The organism is Catellatospora tritici, from assembly GCF_019083965.1.
In the GTDB taxonomy this organism is placed as follows: domain Bacteria; phylum Actinomycetota; class Actinomycetes; order Mycobacteriales; family Micromonosporaceae; genus Catellatospora; species Catellatospora tritici.
Genome location: NZ_JAHRCY010000020.1, coordinates 1 through 23325, shown reverse-complemented (window position 1 = coordinate 23325; position 23325 = coordinate 1). Strand labels below are relative to the sequence as shown.

Below are 23325 nucleotides of genomic sequence, written 5' to 3'. Positions count from 1 at the left end.
CGGGCTTCACCCCTTAGGGAGCAACCGCATGTACCTGCTCAACAAGCAGTTCTGGATCGGCACCATGGAGCGTGCGATCAAGACCTTCGTCCAGGCCCTGATCGCGGCGTTCGGCGTGGGCTCGGTCAGCGGCGCTGTCGGCGCCGACGTCACCGCGATCGAGTGGCGTGGGGCGCTGTCGCTGGCGGTCAGCGCGGCCCTGCTGTCGGTGCTGATGTCGATCGGGTCGGGCCCGATCGGCGCCCCGAACAGCCCGAGCCTGGTCGCGGCGGCCGCCCCGGTCCTGGGCGCCGCCCCGGCCGCCGTCGCCGTGGCCACCGCGACCGCCGCCGAACCCGCTCCGGTGGCTCCGGAACAGGCGGCGTCGGGGGTTAAGACGCCTGCGTAAGGGCGGGGTTTGGGTACGGGCCGATGGTTTGTCGCGACGAAGGAGGGGCCGGGCATTGAGCCCGGCCCCTCCTTCACAGCAGTCACTGAGCTGCTGTTTGATTGCTGACTTCGTCAGCAGTCAAAGTACATCTGGAACTCGTGCGGCGTCGGCCGCAGGCGAACCGGGTCGATCTCGTTGGACCGCTTGTAGTCGATCCAGGTCTCGATCAGGTCGCTGGTGAACACGCCACCGGCCTGCAGGTAGTCGTTGTCCTTCTCCAGCGAGGTGAGGACGTCCGACAGCGAGCCCGGCACCTGGGTCACGTTCGCGACCTCCTCCGGCGGCAGGTCGTAGAGGTCCTTGTCGATCGGAGCCGGGGGCTCGATCTTGTTGCGGATACCGTCGAGACCGGCCATCAGCATCGCCGAGAACGCCAGGTACGGGTTCGACGACGGGTCCGGGCAGCGGAACTCGATGCGCTTGGCCTTCGCGTTCGTGCCGGTCACCGGGATACGGGTGCAGGCGGAGCGGTTGCGCTGCGAGTACACCAGGTTGACCGGCGCCTCGAAGCCCGGCACCAGACGACGGTACGAGTTGACCGACGGGTTGGTGAAGGCCAGCAGCGACGGCGCGTGGTGCAGCAGACCGCCGATGTACCAGCGGGCGGTGTCCGACAGGCCGGCGTAGCCGGTCTCGTCGTAGAACAGCGGCTCGCCACCCAGCCAGAGGCTCTGGTGGGTGTGCATGCCCGAACCGTTGTCACCGAACAGCGGCTTCGGCATGAAGGTCGCGGTCTTGCCGGCCTGCCAGGCGGTGTTCTTGATGACGTACTTGAACAGCTGCATCTGGTCGCCGGAGGCGAGCAGCGTCGAGAACTTGTAGTTGATCTCAGCCTGACCGGCGGTGCCGACCTCGTGGTGACCGCGCTCGACCGTGTAGCCGAGGTTCACCAGGTTGGTGACCATCTGGTCGCGCAGGTCCGCGTAGTGGTCGGTCGGCGCGACCGGGAAGTAGCCGCCCTTGTAGCCGGGCTTGTAGCCGCGGTTGGCCGAGCCGTCGGCGTTGGTGGCCGCACCGGTGTTCCAGGCACCCTCGATCGAGTCGATGTGGTAGAACGCCTGGTTCGCCTGGGTGGAGTAGCGGATCGAGTCGAAGATGTAGAACTCCGCCTCGGCGCCGAAGTACGCGGTGTCGGCGATGCCGCTGGCGGCCAGGTACGCCTCGGCCTTCTTCGCCACGTTGCGCGGGTCACGCGAGTAGGCCTCACGCGTGAACGGGTCGTGGATGAAGAAGTTCAGCGCCAGCGTCTTCTGGATCCGGAACGGGTCGATGAACGCCGTGGTCACGTCCGGCAGCAGCAGCATGTCCGACTCGTGGATCTGCTGGAAGCCGCGGATGGACGAGCCGTCGAAGGCGAGGCCGTCGGAGAAGACGCTCGCGTCGAACGACTGCACCGGCACCGTGAAGAACTGCATCACGCCGGGCAGGTCACAGAAGCGGACGTCGACGAACTTGACGTCTTCGTCCTTGATGTACCGAAGCAGTTCTTCGGAGTTGGCGAACACACGTCCTCCTGGCACGGATGGTCTCTGGGAGCTCACGGCCCCCACTCAGCACATCTCTCGGGGGCTCTTCCCTGGGAAACGCGGCCGACGGCGCTGCGTTGCGTCGGGTGGCCATTGGCTGGTCGCGACGCTAGAACCGCGGCGTTGCCCTGCCGTGTCAGTTTTGTTTCGGCCGTGTTACGTCACCTGTAAACCGGCCCGATGAGGCCTCACCGACCCGGGCGGTACGCTCACCGGGTGACAGACGCCTCGCTACCTGCTGTTCCGTCGTTGGCCAGGCGCTTCGGCGCCCTGCTGCTCGACTGGATGCTGTGCGTCCTCGTCGCCGGGATCTTCGCCCGCCCGATGGTGGACGGTTGGGCCCCGGTTGTCGTGCTCATCGCCGAATACACCTTTTTCGTGGGCCTGTTCGGTCAGACCCCCGGCATGCGTCTGGCGAAGATTACCTGTCTCGGCGACCAGACGGGTCAGCCGGTCGGCCTACTTCGTGGCGCCCTGCGCGGCATCCTGCTCGCCCTGGTCATCCCGGCTCTGGTGATGGATCCCGAGCGCCGCGGCCTGCACGACCGCGCCGCCGGAACGATCATCCGCCCTGCCGTCTGAGCCTCCCGACCTCCGAGCGCCGCGGCTCGACGTCGCACACCGCAGGGCGCTCGCCGCAGGGCGCGCGCCGCAGGGCGCTCGCCGTTCGCGGCTAAGGGCGGCTGCTGGGCGGGGCGAGGCGGGCGTCGCGCAGGGCGGGGACCGCCACGCACAGCACCGCCGCGACCAGCTCCAGGGACGCGCTGCCCGCGAATGTCGGCACCGTCCCGAACGCCCCCGCCGCGGCGCCGACCGCCGCGATCGCCAACGGCGTGACGCCGAGGCTGGCCAGCGTGTTGACGCTGGCGACCCGGCCCCGGTGGGTGTCGGCGGTGTGGCCCTGCACCAGCGCCGACAGCAGCACCCCGAGCGGCCCGCTGGTCAGCCCGACGACCGCCGTGGCGGCCACCGCCCACGCCTGAGCGGGGGCGAGCACGACCGCGAACACGGCGACCCCCTGGACCGTCGCGCCGAGAGCCAGCACCGGGCCGATGCCGCGCTGGGGCCGTACCCGCAGCATGGCCAGGCTGCCCAGCGCGGCGCCGGCGCCGAACCCGGCGAGCATGGCCCCGATGCCGCCCGCGCCCCAGCCCCGGTCGGCCGCGACCAGCGCGAGGCCGACGTTCATCGGGCCGACGAAACCGACGTTGACCAGCAGTGACACGCCCAGCGTGCCGCGCAGTACGCGATGGCGGGCCAGGTGGCGCAGGCCCTCGCGGATCGAGGCGCCCAGCGGGGCGCGGGCGGTGCCGGCCGGGGCGGGCGTGGGACGGACCGACCACAGCGCCAGCACCGAGACGGCGAAGGTGACGGCGTTGACCAGGCAGGCCAGCGGGAGCCCGCCCAGCGGCAGCAGCAGGCCGCCCAGCGGGGCGCCCAGGGTCAGGGCCAGGCGCGCGGCCAGCCCGGACAGGGCCAGACCGCTGGTGAGCTGCGCCGGTGCGAGCAGGCGCGGCGGCATCGTGCCCGCGGCGGGCAGGAACAGCGCGTCGGCGACGCCGAATGCGAGCGCGACCACGACCAGCAGCGTGATGCTCGGCTGGGCCACCGCGATCGCGGCGGTGACCAGCGCGATCGCGCCGCGGGCGAGGTCACTGCCGATCATGAGGCGGCGCGGGCAGTACCGGTCGACGATCGCCCCGCCGAACAGCAGCAGCAACAGCCGCGGCACCGAGGAGACGGCCAGCACGGCGCCCGCGGTGGCCGGGTCGGCGAGCTGGACTGCCGTGTACGACAGCGCGACGTACCAGACCTGGTCGCCGAGGACGGACACGGCCTGCCCGGCCACGTAGCGCAGGTAGCCGGGTTCGCGGTGGGCGGGGCGGGCCGGGGTGGCCGCCGGGGGCGGGGTGAGGGTGGCGGTGGTCATCGGGGGTGCTCCTGGGGGACGGAGGTCAGGGACGCTCGGGGAAGGCGTGGAAGAACAGGAAGACGTGCTCGCGGTCGGGATCGGGCTCCGGCGCGGCGGCGCGTTCGCGGCCGAGGCGGGCATAGCGCACCAGCACCTCGTGCAGTTCGGCGGTGAGTCCGGCCAGCTCGTCGGAGGTGAGCCGGAGGAACGAATCGCTGCTGGTCGCGGCGGCCTGCCACGCCGGGCTCCAGGTGTCGCGGCTGCGCTCGTAGGCGCGTACCCGCTCGAACTCGTCGATGACGACCTGGGCCTTGGCCGCGGCGGCGACGGCCTGACCCTCCGGGGTGGGGAAGTCGACGTGCGCCCAGCCGGTGGAGCCGGGTACGGCGCGCCACCAGCGCTCGCGGCGGTCGCGGGCCAGCTCCGGCACGTCCTCGACGAAGCCGTGCCGGGCCAGTTCGCGCAGGTGGTAGCTGGTCTGCCCGGGATCGGTGCCCAGGCGCTTGGACAGCGTCGCGCCGGTTGCGGGCCCGAGCTGCACCAGCAGCCGGTAGAGCTTCTGCCTGATGGGCTGGGCGAGGCCTTTGAGCACCTGCGGATCGGTGATGCGTCGCATGTCCTAGACGTTAGATCTAGTAGACATCTTCCGGAAGGTTCCTACTGGATCTTATGAATGACGATGAAAGTGCGCGTTGAAAAGGGCACCTTCCACCGCGTGAAGCGATAAGAAGGTGCCCTTCCTTACGTCAGGTCAGCGCATGCGGCCGCGTGGCATCTTGGGGCGGAACTCCTTGGGCAGGCCGCCCTTGGGCATCTGCGGGCGGGCCGTCAGTGCGGTCAGCGCCCGGTCGAGGGCGTTGATGTCCTTGCCCTTGAGGCGAGGAGGAAGCCGCAGCAGCGTGCTCCGCAGCTTGCGGATCGACAGCTGGCCCTCTTCGGTGCCGATGATGTAGTCGTACAGCGGGGTGTCGCCGATGACCTTGGCCAGGCGGCGCTTCTGCTCACCCAGCAGCGGCTTGACCCGCTGCGAGCTGCCCTCGGCCAGCAGGATGACGCCCGGCTTGCCGATCACCAGGTGCACCACGTCCATCTGCGCGGTCGCGCTGACGGCCTGCTTGACCCGCCAGTCGCCGCGCATCTGCTCGACCAGCTGGCCCGCCGCGCCCGGCTGGCCCTCCATCATGTTCATCATCGCGGTGTTGGACCGCAGGTTGAGCACGATGAGCACCGCGAGCAGCGCGAAAAGGATGCCGATCGGGAGCCACAGCCAGCCCGCGCCGAGCAGCACGGCGGTGATCGTCACGGCCAGCGGGATCAGCGCGGCGGCCGCGACCAGCGGCACGAACCAGCGGTCCTGCTTGGCGGTGAACGAGAACACCATGCCGATCTGCTTCAACCGCTGGAAGAAGGAGACCTTTTCTTCGGCCTTTGCCATGGGTGTGGATCCTAAGGGTCAGTGTCGACGGTTCAGGCGGCGGTACGGGCTGCCAGGGCCTGACGGTACAGGCGTCCGGCCCGGTACGACGAGCGAACGAGCGGACCACTCATCACGCCGGCGAAACCGATCTCGGTCGCCTCGGCGCTCAGCTCGACGAACTCCTCCGGCTTCACCCAGCGCTCGACGGGGTGGTGGCGCGGGGTGGGGCGCAGGTACTGCGTGATGGTGATCAGCTCGCAGCCCGCCGCGTGCAGGTCGCGCAGCGCCTGCGACACCTCCGCGCGCTCCTCGCCCAGGCCCAGGATCAGGTTCGACTTGGTGACCAGGCCGGCCTCGCGGGCCTTGGTGATCACTTCGAGCGAGCGCTCGTAGCGGAACGCGGGCCGGATGCGCTTGAAGATGCGCGGCACGGTCTCGACGTTGTGCGCCAGCACCTCGGGCGCGGCCGCGAACACCTCGGCCAGCTGCTCGGGGACGGCGTTGAAGTCGGGGATCAGCAGCTCGACGCCGCAGCCCGGGACCAGGTTGTGGATCTGCCGGACCGTCTCGGCGTACAGCCAGGCGCCGCCGTCGGGCAGGTCGTCGCGGGCGACGCCGGTCACGGTGGCGTACTTCAGGCCCATGGTCGCCACGGACTCGCCGACCCGGCGCGGCTCGTCGGCGTCGAACTCGGCGGGCTTGCCGGTGTCGATCTGGCAGAAGTCGCAGCGGCGGGTGCACTGGTCACCGCCGATGAGGAAGGTCGCCTCGCGGTCTTCCCAGCACTCGTAGATGTTGGGGCAGCCCGCCTCCTGGCAGACCGTGTGCAGGCCCTCCCGCTTCACCAGCGAGTGCAGCTGGGTGAACTCCGGGCCCATCTTCGCTTTGACCTTGATCCACTCGGGCTTGCGCTCGATCGGCGTCTCGGCATTGCGGGCCTCGACACGCAGCAGGCGGCGGCCCTCGGGAGCGACGATGGTCATGCGGCCAGCGTACGCGCCGACAACCCCTTGATCTCAGCGTGGGTAACGGACGTCTCAGCGCGCGGTCAACGTCCCAGGGCGTGCCCGGTGCCCGCCGGCACCACCCACTCCTCGGCGCCCCCGCTGACCTGCGTCAGCCGCTCGAAGTCGCGGTCGTAGTGCAGCACCGTGAGGCCGTGCTCGGCGGCGGTCGCGGCCACCACCACATCCACCGGTGGGGTGCGATGCTGGCCGCGCTGGGCCAGCGCACCGTGCAGATCGATCGCGGCCAGCGGATCCGACAACTCGACCCGGGGGAGCAGCCCGAGCGCGGCGCGCATCTGGCGCCACTCCTGGGTGTTGCGGGCCGCGACCAGGATCTCCAGCATCGCCACGGCGCACACGGCCAGCGACCCGTCCGCCGACAGTTCCTTGAGCCGTCGCATCGCGCCGAGGTTGAGCCGCCCCTGGAAGTACGCGCTGGTGTCGAGCAGGTGGGTGATCATGCGGCGCGAGCGGGGCGAACGGCGTCCCACTCGCGGCGGCGCCGGACCCAGGCCTCGTCGAGCGTGCCCACCTGTTCCAGCATCCGGCTGGCCGCGCCCAGGTGTCGCTCATAGTCCTCCCGCTCCTCGGGAGCCATGGCGGCGTATTCGGCGAACGCCTGCTCCAGATGCTCGCCGAAGGCGTGCCGGCGGTCGCGCTGTCGCGCGGCGGCGTCCTGCAGCGCGCGGTTCACGGTGTCCTTCTTCGTGGTCGTGCCGTAGTAGGCGCGTGCCTGCTCCAGCGCCTCGTCATCAAGATCGATCAGCGTGTTGGCCATCGGAACACCACCCTCATATGTCGACGCGGTCAGCATATGCCGGAGACTGCTGCCATACAACGAATAGGGTTGCCCTGCCGTCGGAGCAGCCGTTAGCCTCGGCCCAACAGCAGGAACGGGGCGATCACCGGAGTGACGCCCGGGTCGAGCCGGTCAGACCGCGCTCGTAGGCCCCGAACCGCGCTGCAAGAGGCCCCGGCAGTCGCACGGCGACACGGGGTGAAGGTGTGGTGGCACCGCGGGTTCCCAAACCGCCCACACCCCTTTGGGGATGGCGTTGCGGAAGAACCCGGAGGTAAACACCCATGCAACGCATCCTTTCCGCACAGCTGCCCGCGCATGTGGGCGCACGGATCACCATCGCCGGCTGGATTCATCGCCGCCGACTGCTCAAATCGGTCGCCTTCCTGATCGTGCGCGACGCCGCGGGACTGAGCCAGGCCGTCATCACCGAACCCGAGCTGCGCGAGCTGGTCGAGACGCTCCCCGAGGAGACCGTCGTCGCCGTCGAGGGCACCGTGACCGCGAACCCGGCGGCGCCGGGCGGGGTCGAGCTCACCGAGGTGGGGGTACGGCTGCTCGGCGAGCCCGCCGAGGCGCCGCCGTTCGACCTGTACCGGCCGGTGCTGAGCGCGGGCCTGCCGACGCAACTCGACGCCGCGCCGCTGTCGCTGCGCCACCCGTCCCGCTCCCGCGGGCTGCGCGTGGCCGCCGCCGCCGCGGGCGGGTTCCGGCAGACGCTGGACGCCCTCGGCTTCACCGAGATCCACACGCCGAAGATCACCGCGACCGCGACCGAGTCCGGCGCCAACGTCTTCGCGATCGACTACTTCGGCCGCCCGGCCTACCTGGCCCAGTCGCCGCAGTTCTACAAGCAGATGATGGTCGGCGTCTTCGAGCGCGTGTACGAGGTCGGGCCGGTGTTCCGGGCCGAGCCCAGCGACACCACCCGTCACCTGGCCCAGTACACGTCGCTCGACGCCGAACTGGGGTTCATCGGCGACCACCGGGACGTGATGGCGGTGCTGCGCGAGGTGGTGGCCGGGATGGTCGCCCGGGTCGGCGAGCTTGGCTACGACCTGGCCCTGCCCGAGGTCCCGGCCGAGATCCCGGCGCTGCACTTCAGTGAGGCGCTGAAGATCGCGGGCGCGCCCGCGGACGAGCCGGACCTGGCGCCCGCGCACGAGCGGGCGATCGGGGAGTGGGCGGTGCGCGAGCACGGCAGCGACTTCGTCTTCGTCACCGGGTACCCGATGGTCAAGCGACCGTTCTACACCCACCCGGAGCCGGGCGACCCGCGCTGGTCCAACAGCTTCGACCTGCTGTTCCGGGGGTTGGAGATGGTTACGGGAGGCCAGCGGCTGCACCGCTACAGCGACTACGTGGCGGCGCTGGCGGCGCACGGCGAAGGACCCGCGGCGTACGAGTCGTACCTGCAGGCGTTCCGGCACGGCATGCCCCCGCACGGCGGCTTCGCCATCGGCCTGGAGCGCTTCACGGCCCGGCTGACCGGCGCGCCCAACATCCGCGAGGTCAGCGCCTTCCCGCGCGACCTCAACCGCGTCACCCCGTGACGTCCCGGGCGCCGTCGGCGCCCCGGTGATCGTTCAAGTTGCCGGGCAATCGGGCGTATCTCGCGAACTCATACGCCCGATTGCCCGGCAACTCCGATGACCTTGAACTCCGATGACCTTGAGGGGTCAGGTGGCCAGGATGGTGGGGAGGTGGCGTTCGACCAGGGGGAGGACTTCGGGGACGGTCACGTCGCGGTCGAGTTCGGCGGACAGGGACGTCACCGAGGCGTCCTTGATGCCACAGGGGACGATGCGGTCGTACCAGGTCAGGTCGGGGTCGCAGTTGAGGGCGAAGCCGTGCAGGCTCACGCCGCGGGCGACCCGGATGCCGATCGCGGCGACCTTGCGGTCCGGACCGCGCTCGTCGGCGCGCACCCACACCCCGGAGCGGCCCTTGACCCGCTCGGTGGCCAGACCCAGTTCGGCGCAGACGTCGATGAGCATCTGCTCGGTCCGGCGTACGTGCGCCACGACGTCGGCCAGGCCGCCGCGGATGACGGGCAGCTTGACGATGGGGTACCCGACGATCTGCCCCGGCCCGTGCCAGGTGATCTTTCCGCCGCGGTCGACGTCGACGACGGGCGTGCCGTCGAAGGGACGCTCCCACGGTTCGGTGAGCTTGCCGGCGGTGTAGACGCTCGGATGCTCCAGTAGCAGCACGGTGTCGGGCTCGGTGCCCGCCACGACGCCCTCGTGCAGGCGGCGCTGGTCGTCCCAGGCGGTCCGGTAGTCGACGGTGCCCGCGCGGCGTACCGCGAGCGTGGGAATCGCAGTGCTGGTCACGTCGCTCAGGCTACTCGCGCGGCGGGCCGCGGCGGCCGGACGTGGTCGGGGTCACCCGCACCCGTGAATGCGTGGCCGACTCATGACCAGTAATGTGAGCCACAAGCCGTGCTCGTGAAAGTTTTCACAAATAGTGGCACGTGCTGACACTTGCTGTTGGAGACGCGGGAAAGGACGCCTCGCTATGACGGCGACGCGGGAGAAGAACGAGTCCCGGGTGGACGACCCGGGCGCAGGCGGCGGACAGGCGCCGGTCCGGCGCCGGCGCTGGGTGCTGCCCGCCGTGGCCTTGGTGCTGTGGCTGCTGGTCGGCGGCGGCATGGGCAACCTGGCCGGCAAGGTCAGCCAGGTGCAGAAGAACGACAACGCGTCGTTCCTGCCGGAGAGCGCCGAGGCCACCGCGGTGCTCGACCTGGCCAAGGGCTTCGCCGGTATCGAGGCCGTGCCCGCGCAGCTGATCTACGCCCGGGACGGCGGCCTGACGGCGGCCGACCAGACGACCATCGCGAGCCAGCTCGCCGCGATCAAGTCCGAGCTCGGCGCCCACCTCGTCGACGTGCCGCTGGTGCCCAAGCTCTCCGACGACGGCAAGTCGATGCAGGTCACCGTGCTGTTCTCGGAGACCGACGCGCAGAAGAACGTGGACTACGTGGAGTGGATCCGCGACCACACCGGCACCGATGACGGCCTGCAGGCCCACGTCGGCGGCCTGGGCGGCATCCTCACCGACATGATGGCCGTCTTCGGCGACATCGACGGCCTGCTGCTGGGCGTCACCGTCGGCATCATCGCGCTGATCCTGCTGATCGTCTACCGCAGCCCGATCCTGCCGGTGGTGGTGCTGTTCGGTGCCGGGTTGGCGTTCGCGCTGGCCAACGGCGTGGTCTACCTGCTGGCCAAGAACGACGTCATCACGGTCTCCGGCCAGAGCCAGGCCATCCTGGACGTGCTGGTGCTCGGCGCCGCCACCGACTACGCGATGCTGCTGGTGTCCCGCTTCCGCGAGGAGCTGCGCCGCACCGAGAACCGGTACGACGCGATGCGGGTCGCGCTGCGCGCCTCGTTCGAGCCGATCATGGCCAGTGGCGCCACCGTCATCCTCGGCCTGCTCTGCCTGCTCGTGTCCGACCTCGCCTCCAACAAGGGCCTGGGCCCGGTCGGCGCCATCGGCATCGCCAGCAGCCTGCTCGTCTCGCTGACGCTGCTGCCCGCCATCCTGACCCTGCTCGGCCGGGCCGCGTTCTGGCCGGTGCGGCCGAAGTTCGGCTCCGCGCCCGCCGAGGAGCGCGGCATCTGGGCGAAGGTCTCCGCGCTGGTCGGCCGCCGCGCCCGACTGGTCTGGATCGCCACCGCGTTCCTGCTGCTGGCGGGGGTGGCCGGGCTGACCCAGCTCAAGGCCGAGGGCATCCCGCAGACCGAGGGCTTCACCGGCCGTCCGGACTCGGTCGCCGCGCAGGAGCTGACCACCGCGCACTTCCCGGGCGGCACCGGCAGCCCGGCCGAGATCGTGGTCCGAGCCGACAAGCTCGACCAGGTCCTCTCCGTGGTACGGGCCACCGACGGCGTAGCCGAGGCGCACCCCTACACCGGCCCGTTCCCGATCCCGAACGGCCAGCCGAAGGTGGTCGGCGGGCTGGTCCGCATCGACGCCACGCTCGCCGACGCGGCCGACTCCACCGCCGCCACCGAGACCGTCCAGCGGCTGCGCACCGGGGTGCACGCGATCGAGGGTGCCGAGGCCAAGGTCGGCGGCTTCACCGCGATCAACATCGACGTGCAGCAGACCTCGCAGCGCGACCGCAACGTGATCATCCCGCTGGTGCTCGGCGTGATCTTCCTGATCCTGATGGTGCTGCTGCGCTCGCTGATCGCGCCGCTGCTGCTCATCGCCACGGTGGTGCTGTCGTACCTGGCGACGCTGGGGATCTCCGGGTACGTGTTCACCGACCTGCTGGACTTCCCGGGCGCCGACTCGTCATACCCCCTGTTCGCGTTCGTGTTCCTGGTGGCGCTCGGCGTCGACTACAACATCTTCCTGATGACCCGGGTCCGCGAGGAGGCGGGCCGGATCGGCCACAAGCAGGGCACACTCAAGGGCCTGGCCGTGACCGGCGGCGTCATCACCTCGGCGGGCGTCGTGCTGGCGGCCACGTTCGCGGCGCTGGCCGTGCTCCCGCTGGTGTTCGTGGTCGAGATCGCGTTCGCGGTGGCGTTCGGCGTGCTACTGGACACACTGCTGGTCCGCTCGCTGCTGGTCCCGGCGCTGACCGTGGACATCGGCCGCTTCGTCTGGTGGCCCGGCAAACTCTGGCGCCGCTCCCCCTGACCTGAGGTGAGGAAGGGCACCTTCTTATCGCTTTGCGATGTAGAAGGTGCCCTTCTTAACTCGCGGCGCCTGTTCACGCATGACGCCTGTTCCCGCATGGCGCCGCCGCGGGGTGCGGCGGTGCGGGGCGGGGCGAGGCGCCGGACGGTGCCGGAGGCGGCTGGGCTGGCCGGAGGCGGCGGGGACGGCGGCCGGGGGTCGGCCGGGCCGTAAGGTATCCGGCGTGTCAACGACCACCATAGAAGCCGGGCCGCACGTCACCGCGGCGCAGCCGGAGGAGCGCGGGCGTCCGGGCTGGACCGCCGCCGTGGAGGTTCTTCTGATCGCCGCCGGGCTGGCCAGGCTGGTGTTCGGACAGCAGCTGGGGCCGGTCGCCGACGGCGTCGACCGGCTGCGCAGCATCACCGCGCTGCTCGCCGAGGGCCGCGTGGACCACAGCGAGTACTCGCTGATGGGTCCGCTGTTCTCCACGCCGCTGTGGCTGCTGGGCAAGTTGGTGGCCACGCCCGAGGCGGGCATCAGGTACTTCAACCTGGTCGTCTTCACGGCCGGACTGGCCGCGCTGGCGCTGCTGCTGCGCGGACTGGTGCCCGGCGCGCTGATCCGCCGGTTCCTGCTGCTCACCGTGGCCGCCAGCATGATCGCACCGGACGTCGGCCACTACGGCAGCGAGCCGTTCACGATGATCTTCGTGATGGTCGGCATCGTGGTCGTGGTGCGCGGCCGCCGTCGCGGCTGGGGCTGGGCGTCGCTGGTGGTCGGCGCGGTGAACACCCCGGCCACCCTGGTCGGCCTGGGCCTGGTCAGCCTGTCCCAGCTGTGGCGCGACCGGCGGCTGCGACTGGCGCTGCCGGTGGTCGCGGCGGTCGCGCTGGTGCTGCTGGAGATCCTGGTACGCCACGGCGGCTACGTCGGCGACCGCGGGTCCAGGGACATCATGCCGTTCTCGGGGCGCCCCGGATTCTCGTACCCGATCTTCTTCGGCCTGTTGGCGCTGCTGTTCTCGTTCGGCCGCGGCCTGGTCTGGTACCTACCCGGGCTGTTCCTGCCGATCCGCGAGCCGCTGGCCGACCTGGGCCCGACCGGCATCGACCTGGCCCGCGTACACCGCCTCTGGCTCACCTTCCTGGGCGGACTGCTGCTGGTCTACGCCCCCTGGTGGGCCTGGTACGGCGGCATGAGCTGGGGCCCGCGCTTCTTCCTCGCCGGAATCCTGCCCGCCTCCCTGGCCCTGGCGCTGCGGCTCGGGCACCGGCAGGCGCGCCTGGGCGCCGACCTGCTCACCCTCGCCGTGCTGATCGTGTCGGTGTGGATCGGCGTGAACAGCCTGTTCTGGCACGAGCTGTGGCCGACCGCCTGCTTCCCCAGCAACCAGGCGGTCGAGGCGCTCTGCTGGCACACCCCCGAGTACAGCTCACTGTGGTATCCGCTGGTGTCCTGGCAGTTCCGCTACCTGACGGCAGGGCAGTGGGTGAGCGCGGCGTACAGCGGCGTCGTGTTGCTGTGGTTCGGGGTACCGCTGGTACGCAGAATCGGCGCGAGCACCCGCGAGGCGTGGCGCGAGCGCGTCGCCCCGCGCCTGGTCCGCGCCGAGTGGCGGTGGTGACCCGGCTCAGCGGCACCGCCAACGGCGTACGCCACCGGTGAGCAACTGCACGAAATCGCCGGTGGCCGGGTCGTACGCGGTCGGGCTGATGCCGTCGATCCGGCCCAGCTGTTCACCCGTGCCCGGGTTCCAGACGTCCAGGCCGGAGCCGTCGGCGCTGAACAGGTGCCAGCCGTCGCTGAACAGCGCGCCACGTGGCCCGTCGAACCGGGTCACCTCGGCGCACCAGTCGACGCCGTGGTGCCGACCGGTGCGGGTCACGTCGTAGACCGCGACGTCGGGCAGTTTCGGCTCGCCACCTCCGGACAGGGCGACGGTGTGCGCGTCGATCCAGGTCATCGGCGCGTTCCAGGCGTATTCGCGGTTGCACACGTCGACCCGACTCGGGCCGTCCTCGGACTCGTACGGGTCCTCCGCCAGCCACCGGGCCAGTTCCCAGACGGCAGGCACACCCACCGGGTGCCACACCCAGCCGCTGTCGAGCACCCGCTCGCCGTCAGGGCTGACCAGCAGCGCGCCGTGGAAGTAGTCCAGGTGGTGCTCGCTGTCGCCGTCGCGCGGCGACTCCCGAGCGGTGAGCAGCGCGCCGGTGGCTGGATCGCTGACGTCCAGCCGGTTCCAGGCGGTGCGGTGAATGACCACGGGCCGCCCGCGATGCTCGGCGAGCGCCAGCGAGAACGGCACGGTTTCCGGGTTGTCGTCATCGGCGGAGAGCTCCATGGTGACCCGGCCGCCGGCCAGATCCAGCACCTGCCCGCGACTGCCGCCATCAAGTACGACCGCGGCGAACCGGCCCGTCGGGTCGACATGTAGCCGCCTGCCGGGCCGGAAGCCGAACCGGGGTTCGGGGTCGTCGAGGTCCGGCACCCGCGACTTCGCCAGCGGCCGGTAGGCGCCGAAATCGCGGTCGCACCAGGCGATCGTGCCCTCGGCGCTCAGCAGCAACCAGCCGTGCCCCCGACGCGATACGACCGGAACCACCTCGATCACCTCGCCCACAGCGGGCGCCAGCGGAATCTCGTCGAGCCTGCCCGACCAGTTTCTGGTCAGGCCATCCACGACCGCCTCGGCCCCGCCGACTGCCTCTGCGTCCGCGAGCGCCTCGGCATCCACGACCGTCTCGGCATCGACCGCCTCTGCATCTGCGACCGTCGTGCGTCGCGGCATCCTCGCCGGGCGTGAGGCGACCGACGGTCGGGTGACCGCTTCGCCGGGAGTGCCGTCATCCATGGGTTCTGCCGTTCGCCATCCGTCGTCCCTGGTCTTTTGCCTGTCCGTCGACCGGATCGTGGCCGCGGGTGCTGGGTCCTGGAGTGGTCGCGCCGTGGTCGCGATCGGAACTCGCGACCACTATGCCGCATTAGTCGATGACCACGTTATGGGTTGGAGGTCGTCCGAGCGTCGACAACGCGACCCCATAGGCATGATCTTCGTGCCTGTGAGGTGCTGGTGATCGTCTGTTCCGGTCGGGGCGGAAGTCTGATCGAGGTGCGTGCAGCGTTGTGACCAGAGGTAGCGATCTTCGGCGCCTGCCGCCGCGGATGATCGGCGTTTGCGGCCGAAAAGTGGGTTTCGGCCCATGGCGCGTGCAGTGAAATGACCGGAGGTCGCGATCTTCGGGGCCGTTTCGGCTGATGATTGCGGTCCGCGGTCGGAATCTCGGCTAGTAGCCGACATAGTGACCGCGGACCGCGATCATCGCCAGCCGCCAGCCGCCAGCCGCCAGCCGCCAGCCGCCAGCCGCACACCGCTTAGCCGCTCCCGTCAGCCGCCAGCCGCCCCGCCGCCCATCGGGTGTCCGGTGGTGGGGCGGGGGAACGGGCGGGCTGGGTGGCGACGTCGCCGGTTCAGTTGGGTACGCGCCAGAGCCAGACGTCGTCGACGCGCTCCGGGGCGCCGAGCAGCGCGGTCATGGTCTGCAGCAGGGCGGGCTGGTAGGTCGGCCAATGGGCGCCGTGTACGTCGTCGGCGAGCACCACGATCGAGCCCTGCCAGTAGCGCAGGTCCTCGCGCAGCGCGGCGCGCTCGGTGTCGCCGATCGGCGGGACGGTGCCGGTCTTGGCGACCTCCTCCAGCAGCGTCTGGGTCGGCCGCGGGATCGGGCCGATGCGGCCGGTGCCGTTGGGGCCGCCGGGGCCGAGGAAGAACCCGGCGGGCAGCCGGAACACGCCCTTGCCGCCCCCGGCCGCGTCGGCCAGGGCGGCGGCCTGCCAGCGCTGACCGTCGGGGACCAGGTCGTTGGTGATCGGTACGGGCACCACGGTGCCGCCGTCGGCGACGTACTGGCGCCAGGTGCCCTCGGCGAAGAAGTGCGGGACGGGCACCCGGTCGCGGGCGAGCAGTTGGGTCGGCACCAACGGCACCAGCGCGACCGCGAACGCGGCGACCCAGACCCAGCGCGGGCCTGGCAGCGGCCGGGGGTTGCCGGTCGCCGTTTCGGGGCGGGTCAGCGCGGTGCCGAGCCAGGCCAGGAGCAGGCCGAAGACCGGGGCGACGATCAGGGCCAGGCGCGAGGGCAGGGCGGCGTTGAAGATGGGCAGCCCGCCGACCAGGGCCTCGGGCATGGGTGTGCCGGTGAGGCGGCCCAGCCAGCGCAGTTCCGGGCCGAGTGACAGCACGATGAACACGCCCGCAACGATGGCCAGCGCGCGCAGGGTGGCCCGGTGCGCCCGGTCCGCGCGGCGCCACAGCAGCACCAGGCCGACGATGATCAGCAGCAGCAGCGGGGCGCCGAAGAACGAGTTCTCCTCGGTCGGGTTGGCGGCCAGTTTGGCGTTGAGGCCCAGCGCCCCCGCGAGCGAGCGCTCCGGCCAGGCGGCGTACGCGGCGAGGTCCTCGTTGTGGACCTTCGGGTCGAAGCCGGTGCCGTGGTAGCCCTGCGGGCCGAGGAAGTGCAGCCACAGCGGGTACGCCAGCAGCGCGCCCGCGATCAGTGCGGCGGTGCCCAGGCCGGTCAGCGCCGGGCGCAGCAGCGCCCGGGTCTCGGTGCGCCGCGACAGCGCCCAAGCCAGCGTGAACACGCCCAGGGCGAGCGCGGTGAAGAAGAGCGCCTCGGCGGCGATGGAGAAGCAGACCGCGATGAGCAGGCCCAGGATGGCGCCGTCGCGGACGGGTCGACCGCGCCGGATCAGCAGCAGGCAGCGGCCGATGATCAGCGGGATGACCCACTGCGCGGTCCAGTTGAGGTGGGCGTTGGCGTGGGAGATCATCGCCGGGGCGAAGCCGCAGAACAGGCCGCCCACCGCGGCGGCCCACGGCGCTGCCCCGAGGTGCCGGGAGAACAGGCGATACCAGGCGAAGGCGCTCAGGGCCAGGTTCAGGGTGAGGATCGCCAGGAAGGTGGCGGTGGGCCCGGCCAGGATGGTCAGCGGGGCGAAGACGACCGCGTACACCGTGATCGAGGTGTTGACGGCGAGGTTCACGCCGTCGGGCACGTTCAGCAGGTGGGTGAAGAGCGGGTCGACTCCGTGCGTGATCGCGTACGCCCCGTAGGAGAGCAGCCATTCGAAGAAGGCCTGGTCACCGGAGTTGACGCCGCTTGCGCGGTGCGCCGGGTCGGCCCAGAGTGCGCCGGTGACCCACCCCGCGGTGAGTAGCGACACGGCCGCGACCAGCAGGTCTGCTCGCCAGGTGCGGGGGTTGCCGGAGGCCGGGGCCGCGTCGGGAGCGTTCGGCTCGGACGCGGGCGGGGTGAGCGGAGTGCGCTGCGAGGCGATCGACACTCGGCGCAGTTTATCAGCGACGACACGCCAGGCCCGGGGTGGTTGAGTCCTTATTGAAAATGGGTATCAATAGCAGTATGAAGATGGCATTCGTCGGCAAGGGCGGTAGTGGCAAGACCACCCTTGCGGCGCTGGTGGCCCGGCACCTGGCCGCGGAGGACTCCGCGGCGCTGCTGGCCGTCGACGCCGATATCAACCAGCACCTGGCCACCGCGCTGGGCATCAGCGAGGACGAGGCTGTCCTGCTGCCCTCGCTCGGCGACCACCTCGGCCAGATCAAGGAGTATCTGCGCGGCGACAACCCGCGTATCTCCTCGGCCGCCGCGATGGTCAAGACCACCCCGCCGGGGCGCGGCTCGCGCCTGCTGCGGGTGGCCGAACCCAACCCGATCTACGACGGACTGGTCCGCCGCGTCGGCGGGGTGCGGCTGGCGGTGACCGGCCCGTTCGCCACCGAGGACCTGGGCGTGGCCTGCTACCACTCCAAGGTCGGCGCGGTCGAGCTGCTGCTCAACCACCTGGTCGACGGGCCGGGGGAGTACGTCGTGGTCGACATGACCGCCGGTGCGGACAGCTTCGCCTCGGGGCTGTTCACCCGGTTCGACGCCACGTTCCTGGTGTGCGAGCCGACCCTGCGCAGCGTGGGGGTGTACCGGCAGTACATCGGCTACGCCCGTGAGTTCGGGGTGCGGGTGCACGTGGTCGGCAACAAGATCGACGACGCCTCGGACGTGGACTTCCTGCGCGAACACGTGGGGGGCGACCTGCTCACCTGGGTGGGGCGGTCGTCGTTCGTGCGTGCCGCCGAGCGGGGCGCCCCGCGGCCCATCGCCGAGCTGGAGCCGGTGAACCGGGCCGCGCTCAACGTGATCCGCGCCGCCGTGGACGGCTGCGCCAAGGACTGGGACCGCTACACCGCCCAGGCCGTCGAGTTCCACCTGCGCAACGCGCAGGCGTGGGGCAACGCCCGCAGCGGTGAGGACCTTGCCGCCCAGGTCGACCCCGACTTCGTGCTCGGGCCGCAGTGGCTCGAGCTCGCCGAGCACCACCGATGAGGAGAGGAAGGCACATGTCCCTGGAGGTTCCCGTGGCGCTGCTGGAGCGCGCCGAGGCCGGGCAGGTCGACGACGCCGAGTTCGTCGACTGCGTCCGTCAGTCGCTGCCGTACGCGTGGGCGGTGCTCACCGCCGCCGCGCAGGAGCTGGCCGATGACCCGACCGCGCCCTTCGGCGAGCACGCCGTGCCGCCGCCGAGCGAGGCCGAGCGCGGGCAGCTGCTGCGCGCGCTGGCCAGCGACTCGATTCGGGGCGCGGCGGAGCGGCACTTCGGCGTGAAGTTCGCGTTCCAGAACTGTCACCGGGTGGCGGCGTTCGCGCTGTCGGCGGTCGGCGGTCAGACGTACTCCGAGTTCATCTCGCCGCTGGCGCAGCTGCGCAACCAGTCGCCGGAGCTGCGCGACTGCTGAACCGAACGTTACGTGGCCGGGGGATCGTCGATCCCCCGGCCACGTAACGTTCGGATCCGATTTGGCGATGAATGAGAAGCCCACTCGCGTGAAGTGGACAGGTTGAGGTTCAGTGTCATGTATGCATTGATGCAATTGCTTGTATGATTGACTTAGTCAAGTTGGTAGCGCTGCACCGGGGCGCCCAGCCGGAGAGGAGCCGGCCATGTCGACCGTCCGTGCCGTACCCACCATCGCACCACGCCGCGCCACCAGCACCACTCTCCCCGAGCCGCCGCCGCTGCGGCAGCGCTTCGACACCGCGCTCGCGCGCTTCCTGAACCACCGCGCCGACGAACTCGGCACGATCGAGAATCAGACGCCCGACACGCCCGCGTCCGGGCTGACCGAGGCGATGACCCTCATCCGCCGGTTCGTGCTGGCCGACGGCAAACGCCTGCGGCCGCTGTTCTGCTACTGGGGCTGGCGCGCGGCCGCGCCGGAGCGGGAACTCGACCCGGCCGCCGAGGAAGCGGTGATCTCGGCCGCGGCCGCGCTGGAACTGTTCCACAGCTTCGCGCTCATCCACGACGACCTGATGGACGCCAGCGACCTGCGCCGGGGCGAACCGACGCTGCACCGTGCCTTCACCGGGGTGCCGCCGCTGCGGGGGGCGGCGGCCGACCGGGAGCGACTCGCCGCGAGTCTGGCCATCCTCGCCGGAGACTTGTGCGCGATGTGGTCGGACCAGATGTTCGAGGAGGCGGGCGCCGACCCCGGGCGCGTCGCCGCCGCCCGACGCTGGCTCGCGCTGATGCGCAGTGAGGTGATGGTCGGGCAGTACCTGGACCTGACCGTCGCGAGCGGTTCGCTGCCGCTGGCCGAGCAGGTCATCCGGTACAAGACGGCGCGGTACACGGTCACCCGGCCGCTGCAGATCGGGGCCGCGCTCGCGGGCGCGGCCGCCGACCTGCTCGACGGGTTCGAGCGGTTCGGCGACCCGCTGGGCGCGGCGTTCCAGCTGCGTGACGACCTGCTCGGCGTGTTCGGGCAGCCGGAGCAGACCGGAAAGTCGATCGTGGACGACCTGCGCGAGGGCAAACCGACCGTGCTGATCGGACTGGCGCTGGCCCGCGCCGACACGGCGCAGACCCGGACCATCACCACCCTCTACGGCCGCGCCGACCTGGGCGAACGCGGTGCGCAGCGGCTACGGGCCGCGATCGCCGCCACCGGCGCGCCCGAGGCGGTCGAGGCACTGATCGAGCAGCGCTGCGCCCGGGCCCTGGCCGTCCTGGACGACCTGCCGATCGACCCCAACGCCCGCGACGCACTCCGCGCTCTGGCCACGGCGGCGGTCAGCCGCCGCCGCTGAGCGCGGGGCGGCACCCCGCGAGTTCATGATCAATGAGGGGTGGGGGTGGGGAGGGGGTCGGTCATGGCGGCGCGCAGCGCCTGGGAGATGGTGCGGTGCTGGTAGGGGAAGGCGGTCTCCTTGAGGACGGCGGGCAGCACGCGCAGGCTGCGGAAGGCCTCGTTGCCGAACTCGCCGTACAGCATCTTCAGGGCGGCCTTGGGGATCGGGAACAGGGTCGGTCGGTGCAGTTCGGCACCGAACGCCTTGGTGAACTGGGTGTTGGTGACCGGCTCGGGGCCGACCATGTTGACCGGACCGTCGATGCGGTCGTCGCCGAGCACGTGCAGCACCGCGCCCAGCCAGTCGGCCAGCGACATCCACGGCACCCACTGCCGCCCGCTGCCCAGCCGCCCGCCCACGCCCATCTTGAACGGCACCAGCTGCGCCTTGAGGAAACCGCCGTCGCGGTGCAGCGGATATCCGGTGCGCAGCAGCGCCACCCGCGCCCCGGCGTCGGAGGCGAGCACGGTCGCCTGCTCCCAGTGCCGGGACACCCCGGCCAGGAAGTCGTCGCCGACCGGTGACAGCTCGGTCACCTCACGGTCGCCGGTGTCGCCGTAGTAGCCGACGCCGGAGGCGTTGACCAGCAGCGGGATGCGCTGCTCGGCCACCGCCTGGGCCAGGGTCGCGGTCGGCACGATCCGGCTGGACAGGATCAGCGCCTGGTACTCGTCGGTCCAGCGGCGGTCGGCGACGCCCACCCCGCACAGGTTGACCACGGCGTCGGTGCCGTCGGGCAGGCGGATCGGGGCGGCCGGGTCCCACTGCCGCTCGGACGGGTGCTCGGCGGGGCGGCGGACCAGCTGGATCACCTCGTGGCCGTGCGCCTGCAACGTCGCCAGCAAGGGCTGCCCGAGGAAGCCCGAGGCTCCCGCCACCACGATCCGCATACGCCAATCATGCCCGAGCGGGACCGCCTCAGCGGGCCGACACCGCCTGGCGCAGTTGCTCCAGCCACCGGGCCAGCTCGGCGTCGATGCGGAAGTTGTCCTCCGGCGACAGTACGACCAGCGGCGCGGGCTCCGCATCGGACCGGTGCGCCTCCAGCATCCGGGCCCGCAGTCCGCTGGGCGGGTGCGACGCGAACAGCGACGTCTCCTCGCGCACCGACAGCTGCCGCAGTCCGGGCAGCCGATCGACCAGCCCCGCCCGCACGTGCTCGGCGGTGGACAGCCACAGCGCCGGGGCCACGCCCATCCGGGCCGAGCGGTTCACCGGCTCCAGCACCTCCGGCAGGGTCACCATGCTGTCGGCCAGGTCGCGGGCGGCGGCGGTGCCCGCCACCCGCGCCGCGATCAGGTCCGCCCGGTACTCCGCCTGCTGCCCGCCGCGCGCGGCGATGCTGTGCACGGCCAGGTGCAGCAGCCAGGGAATCCAGCTGGTCAGGCTGAAGAAGAGCCGCAGGGCCAGCCCGGCCGGGCCGCCCATCGCGGCGGCCGTGTAGTCGTAGCGCATCAGTCGCACCACCCGGCCCAGCATGGTCAGAGCGGGCTGCGTCACCAGCGCCCGGCGCAGGTCGCCGTTGACGAAGTGGCCCAGCTCGTGGCCGAGCAGGGCGACCCGCTGCTGCGCCGGGAGCAGTGCCCACAGCGGCAGGCCAAGTTCCAGGACGCGGTCGCGGCGCAGGCCGACCTCGGCGGTGCCGGCGTTGAGGTCGTACGACACCGCGATGACCGCCGGGGCCCGGGTGCCGACCGCGGCCGCGACCCGGTCCACCAGCGCGTACAGGGTCGGGGCGGCCTGCCGGGTGAGCAGCGGACTGTCTTCGGGCAGGCGGCCCAGGCGCGGGCGCAGCGCGTACGCGAGCAGCAGGCACGGCACCCCGAACACCAGGCCCTTGGGCCATCCGGCGACCGACAGCCACAACCCGGCGCCGACCAGCAGCAGCCAGCACCCGGCCAGAGCCAGCGACACCGCCTGCAGCGCCACCCAGGTGACCCGATCGGGGCGACCCAGGCCGTCGACGGTCCACTGTGCGTAGTCGCGGCGGGTCTGCCGCAGTGCCCAGCGGAACGTCAGCCGGTCGACCCAGCGCCAGCCCAGCTCGGCCCGGCGGCGGTCGAAGGCCTCCAGATTCCACTCGCAGCCAGGGCACCACGGGGCGGCGTCTCGCTCGGACACCACCGGTTCGCCGCAGGAGCGGCAGGGCGTACCGGCCGCGATCGTCTTGGCGCGTCTGATCACGGCGGCATTGTGCCCGAAGCCGGACGCGCCCGCTGCCCCCGCCGAACGGGCGAGGGGCGCCCCGGCCACAGCCGGGACGCCCCTCGCTTGACGCTGGGTCAGAGACCGAGCTCGGCCTCGAAGCTGCCCGCCTCCAGGCGCTCCTTGACCGCGGTGAGGAACCGGGCCGCGTCGGCGCCGTCCACCAGCCGGTGGTCGTACGACAGCGCCAGGTACACCATCTGCCGGGGCAGGATCAGCTCGCCCAGGTCCGGGTCGTCCACGACCACGGCGCGCTTGACGACCGCGCCGGTGCCCAGGATGGCCACCTGCGGCTGGTTGATGATCGGCGTGTCGAACAGGGCGCCGCGGCTGCCGGTGTTGGTCAGCGTGAAGGTGCCGCCCGACAGCTCGTCCGGCAGGATCTTGTTGGTGCGGGTGCGCTCGGCCACGTCGGCGATCCGTCGGGCCAGGCCGGCCAGGTTCAGGTCGCCCGCGTTGCGGATCACCGGGACGATGAGGCCCTTGTCGGTGTCCACGGCCATGCCCAGGTGCTCGGCGTCGTGATAGGTGACCGTGCCGGCCTCCATGTCGATCGACGCGTTCACGTTCGGGAACTGCCGCAGCGCCTCGACCGCCGCCAGCGCGAAGAACGGCAGGAAGGACAGCTTCGCGCCGTGCTTGGCCAGGAAGTCGGCCTTGGCCTGCTCGCGCAGCCGCGCGATCTTGGTGACGTCGACCTCGACCACGGTGGTGAGCTGCGCCGAGACCTGCAGCGACTCCACCATGCGCTTGGCGATGGTGGCACGCAGCCGCGACAGCTTCTCGGTGCGACCCCGCAGCGGGCTCGGCGCCGACTTGGGCGCGGCGGCCGCGGCGGCCTGCGCCGGGGCGGCGGCAGCGGCCGGAGCCGGCGCCTTGGCCTTGGCGGCGGCGTCGAGTACGTCCTGCTTACGGATGCGCCCGCCGACACCGGTGCCGGTGAGGGTGTTCAGGTCGACGCCGTGCTCGGTGGCGAGCTTGCGCACCAGCGGGGTGACGTACCCGTCGCCGTTGGCCGCGACAGCGGCGGCGGTCGGGGCCGGGGTCACCGGGGTGGCCGTCGGCGCCGGAGTCGGCGCGGGCGCCGCCGGCGCCGGGGTGGGCACCGGAGCGGCCGGGGCCGGGGCCGAAGCGGCGACCGGGGCCGGGGCGGCCGGGGCGGGTGCGGGCGTGGCCGG

The 23325-nt window shown here is 71.5% G+C and carries 21 protein-coding genes; 8 read left to right on the top strand and 13 right to left on the bottom strand.

Annotated elements, in window-relative coordinates; all coding sequences use genetic code 11:
• Positions 1–28: 28 nt before the first annotated feature.
• Positions 29–388, top strand: coding sequence for a holin (locus KUA19_RS32780; RefSeq protein ID WP_217402359.1), 360 nt, complete (start codon positions 29–31; stop codon positions 386–388).
• A 113-nt stretch (positions 389–501) separates the two neighbouring features.
• On the opposite strand, the gene glnA is transcribed toward KUA19_RS32780, so the two are convergent.
• Positions 502–1935, bottom strand: coding sequence for a type I glutamate--ammonia ligase (gene glnA / locus KUA19_RS32775; RefSeq protein ID WP_217402357.1), 1434 nt, complete (start codon positions 1933–1935; stop codon positions 502–504).
• A 237-nt stretch (positions 1936–2172) separates the two neighbouring features.
• Here glnA and KUA19_RS32770 point away from each other — a divergent pair, with 237 nt between their 5' ends.
• Entirely contained in the window at positions 2173–2538 is a 366-nt protein-coding gene (locus KUA19_RS32770; RefSeq protein WP_308167778.1) for an RDD family protein, read from the top strand.
• A gap of 91 nt (positions 2539–2629) precedes the next feature.
• On the opposite strand, the gene KUA19_RS32765 is transcribed toward KUA19_RS32770, so the two are convergent.
• The 6 genes from KUA19_RS32765 to KUA19_RS32740 all read right to left on the bottom strand — a co-directional run bounded on the left by KUA19_RS32765 (position 2630) and on the right by KUA19_RS32740 (position 7070).
• A complete protein-coding gene (locus KUA19_RS32765) occupies positions 2630–3886 on the bottom strand; it encodes an MFS transporter (protein ID WP_217402354.1) in 1257 nt (418 codons plus the stop codon).
• Positions 3887–3911: 25 nt separating this feature from the next.
• The gene (locus tag KUA19_RS32760) at positions 3912–4484 is read right to left on the bottom strand and encodes a winged helix-turn-helix domain-containing protein (protein WP_217402352.1); all 573 of its coding nucleotides are present in this window, start codon (positions 4482–4484) and stop codon (positions 3912–3914) included.
• 135 nt (positions 4485–4619) lie between these two features.
• Entirely contained in the window at positions 4620–5303 is a 684-nt protein-coding gene (locus tag KUA19_RS32755) for a DUF4191 domain-containing protein (RefSeq protein WP_217402350.1), read from the bottom strand.
• 32 nt (positions 5304–5335) lie between these two features.
• Positions 5336–6268: a lipoyl synthase gene (gene lipA, locus KUA19_RS32750; RefSeq protein ID WP_217402348.1), complete on the bottom strand. Its 933-nt coding sequence runs from the start codon at positions 6266–6268 to the stop codon at positions 5336–5338.
• A gap of 65 nt (positions 6269–6333) precedes the next feature.
• Positions 6334–6753 carry a PIN domain-containing protein gene (locus tag KUA19_RS32745; RefSeq protein WP_217402346.1) on the bottom strand — a complete coding sequence of 140 codons (420 nt, stop codon included), beginning with the start codon at positions 6751–6753 and terminating at the stop codon, positions 6334–6336.
• Positions 6750–7070, bottom strand: a complete 321-nt coding sequence (locus KUA19_RS32740; protein WP_217402344.1) for a type II toxin-antitoxin system VapB family antitoxin — start codon at positions 7068–7070, stop codon at positions 6750–6752. Before KUA19_RS32740 ends, KUA19_RS32745 begins: the two co-directional genes overlap by 4 nt.
• A gap of 305 nt (positions 7071–7375) precedes the next feature.
• On the opposite strand from KUA19_RS32740, the gene aspS reads away from it, so the two are divergent.
• The gene (gene aspS / locus KUA19_RS32735; protein ID WP_217402342.1) at positions 7376–8644 is read left to right on the top strand and encodes an aspartate--tRNA(Asn) ligase; all 1269 of its coding nucleotides are present in this window, start codon (positions 7376–7378) and stop codon (positions 8642–8644) included.
• 126 nt (positions 8645–8770) lie between these two features.
• Here the strand turns inward: aspS and lipB are convergent, their stop codons facing one another.
• A complete protein-coding gene (gene lipB, locus KUA19_RS32730) occupies positions 8771–9427 on the bottom strand; it encodes a lipoyl(octanoyl) transferase LipB (protein ID WP_217402340.1) in 657 nt (218 codons plus the stop codon).
• A gap of 319 nt (positions 9428–9746) precedes the next feature.
• Here lipB and KUA19_RS32725 point away from each other — a divergent pair, with 319 nt between their 5' ends.
• Complete coding sequence (locus KUA19_RS32725) at positions 9747–11753, top strand: MMPL family transporter (RefSeq protein ID WP_254550478.1); 2007 nt, start codon at positions 9747–9749, stop codon at positions 11751–11753.
• 223 nt (positions 11754–11976) lie between these two features.
• Positions 11977–13359, top strand: coding sequence for a hypothetical protein (locus KUA19_RS32720; RefSeq protein ID WP_217402337.1), 1383 nt, complete (start codon positions 11977–11979; stop codon positions 13357–13359).
• 6 nt (positions 13360–13365) lie between these two features.
• On the opposite strand, the gene KUA19_RS32715 is transcribed toward KUA19_RS32720, so the two are convergent.
• Positions 13366–14472: a hypothetical protein gene (locus KUA19_RS32715; protein WP_217402335.1), complete on the bottom strand. Its 1107-nt coding sequence runs from the start codon at positions 14470–14472 to the stop codon at positions 13366–13368.
• A gap of 734 nt (positions 14473–15206) precedes the next feature.
• Positions 15207–17081, bottom strand: coding sequence for a DUF6311 domain-containing protein (locus KUA19_RS32710; protein ID WP_372451921.1), 1875 nt, complete (start codon positions 17079–17081; stop codon positions 15207–15209).
• A gap of 77 nt (positions 17082–17158) precedes the next feature.
• Here KUA19_RS32710 and KUA19_RS32705 point away from each other — a divergent pair, with 77 nt between their 5' ends.
• From KUA19_RS32705 to KUA19_RS32695, 3 genes are all read left to right on the top strand, one after another.
• On the top strand, positions 17159–18136 hold the full coding sequence (locus tag KUA19_RS32705) for an ATP-binding protein (RefSeq protein WP_217402333.1): 978 nt from the start codon (positions 17159–17161) through the stop codon (positions 18134–18136).
• Between the two features lie 14 nt (positions 18137–18150).
• Positions 18151–18546 carry an SCO5389 family protein gene (locus KUA19_RS32700; protein ID WP_217402331.1) on the top strand — a complete coding sequence of 132 codons (396 nt, stop codon included), beginning with the start codon at positions 18151–18153 and terminating at the stop codon, positions 18544–18546.
• A gap of 205 nt (positions 18547–18751) precedes the next feature.
• Positions 18752–19900, top strand: coding sequence for a polyprenyl synthetase family protein (locus KUA19_RS32695; protein WP_217402329.1), 1149 nt, complete (start codon positions 18752–18754; stop codon positions 19898–19900).
• A 29-nt stretch (positions 19901–19929) separates the two neighbouring features.
• On the opposite strand, the gene KUA19_RS32690 is transcribed toward KUA19_RS32695, so the two are convergent.
• From KUA19_RS32690 to sucB, 3 genes are all read right to left on the bottom strand, one after another.
• The gene (locus tag KUA19_RS32690) at positions 19930–20832 is read right to left on the bottom strand and encodes a TIGR01777 family oxidoreductase (RefSeq protein ID WP_217402327.1); all 903 of its coding nucleotides are present in this window, start codon (positions 20830–20832) and stop codon (positions 19930–19932) included.
• A gap of 28 nt (positions 20833–20860) precedes the next feature.
• Positions 20861–22126, bottom strand: a complete 1266-nt coding sequence (locus KUA19_RS32685) for a M48 family metalloprotease (RefSeq protein WP_217402325.1) — start codon at positions 22124–22126, stop codon at positions 20861–20863.
• Between the two features lie 98 nt (positions 22127–22224).
• On the bottom strand, positions 22225–23325 hold a 1101-nt coding region (sucB, locus tag KUA19_RS32680), incomplete at its 5' end, for a 2-oxoglutarate dehydrogenase, E2 component, dihydrolipoamide succinyltransferase (RefSeq protein ID WP_217402317.1).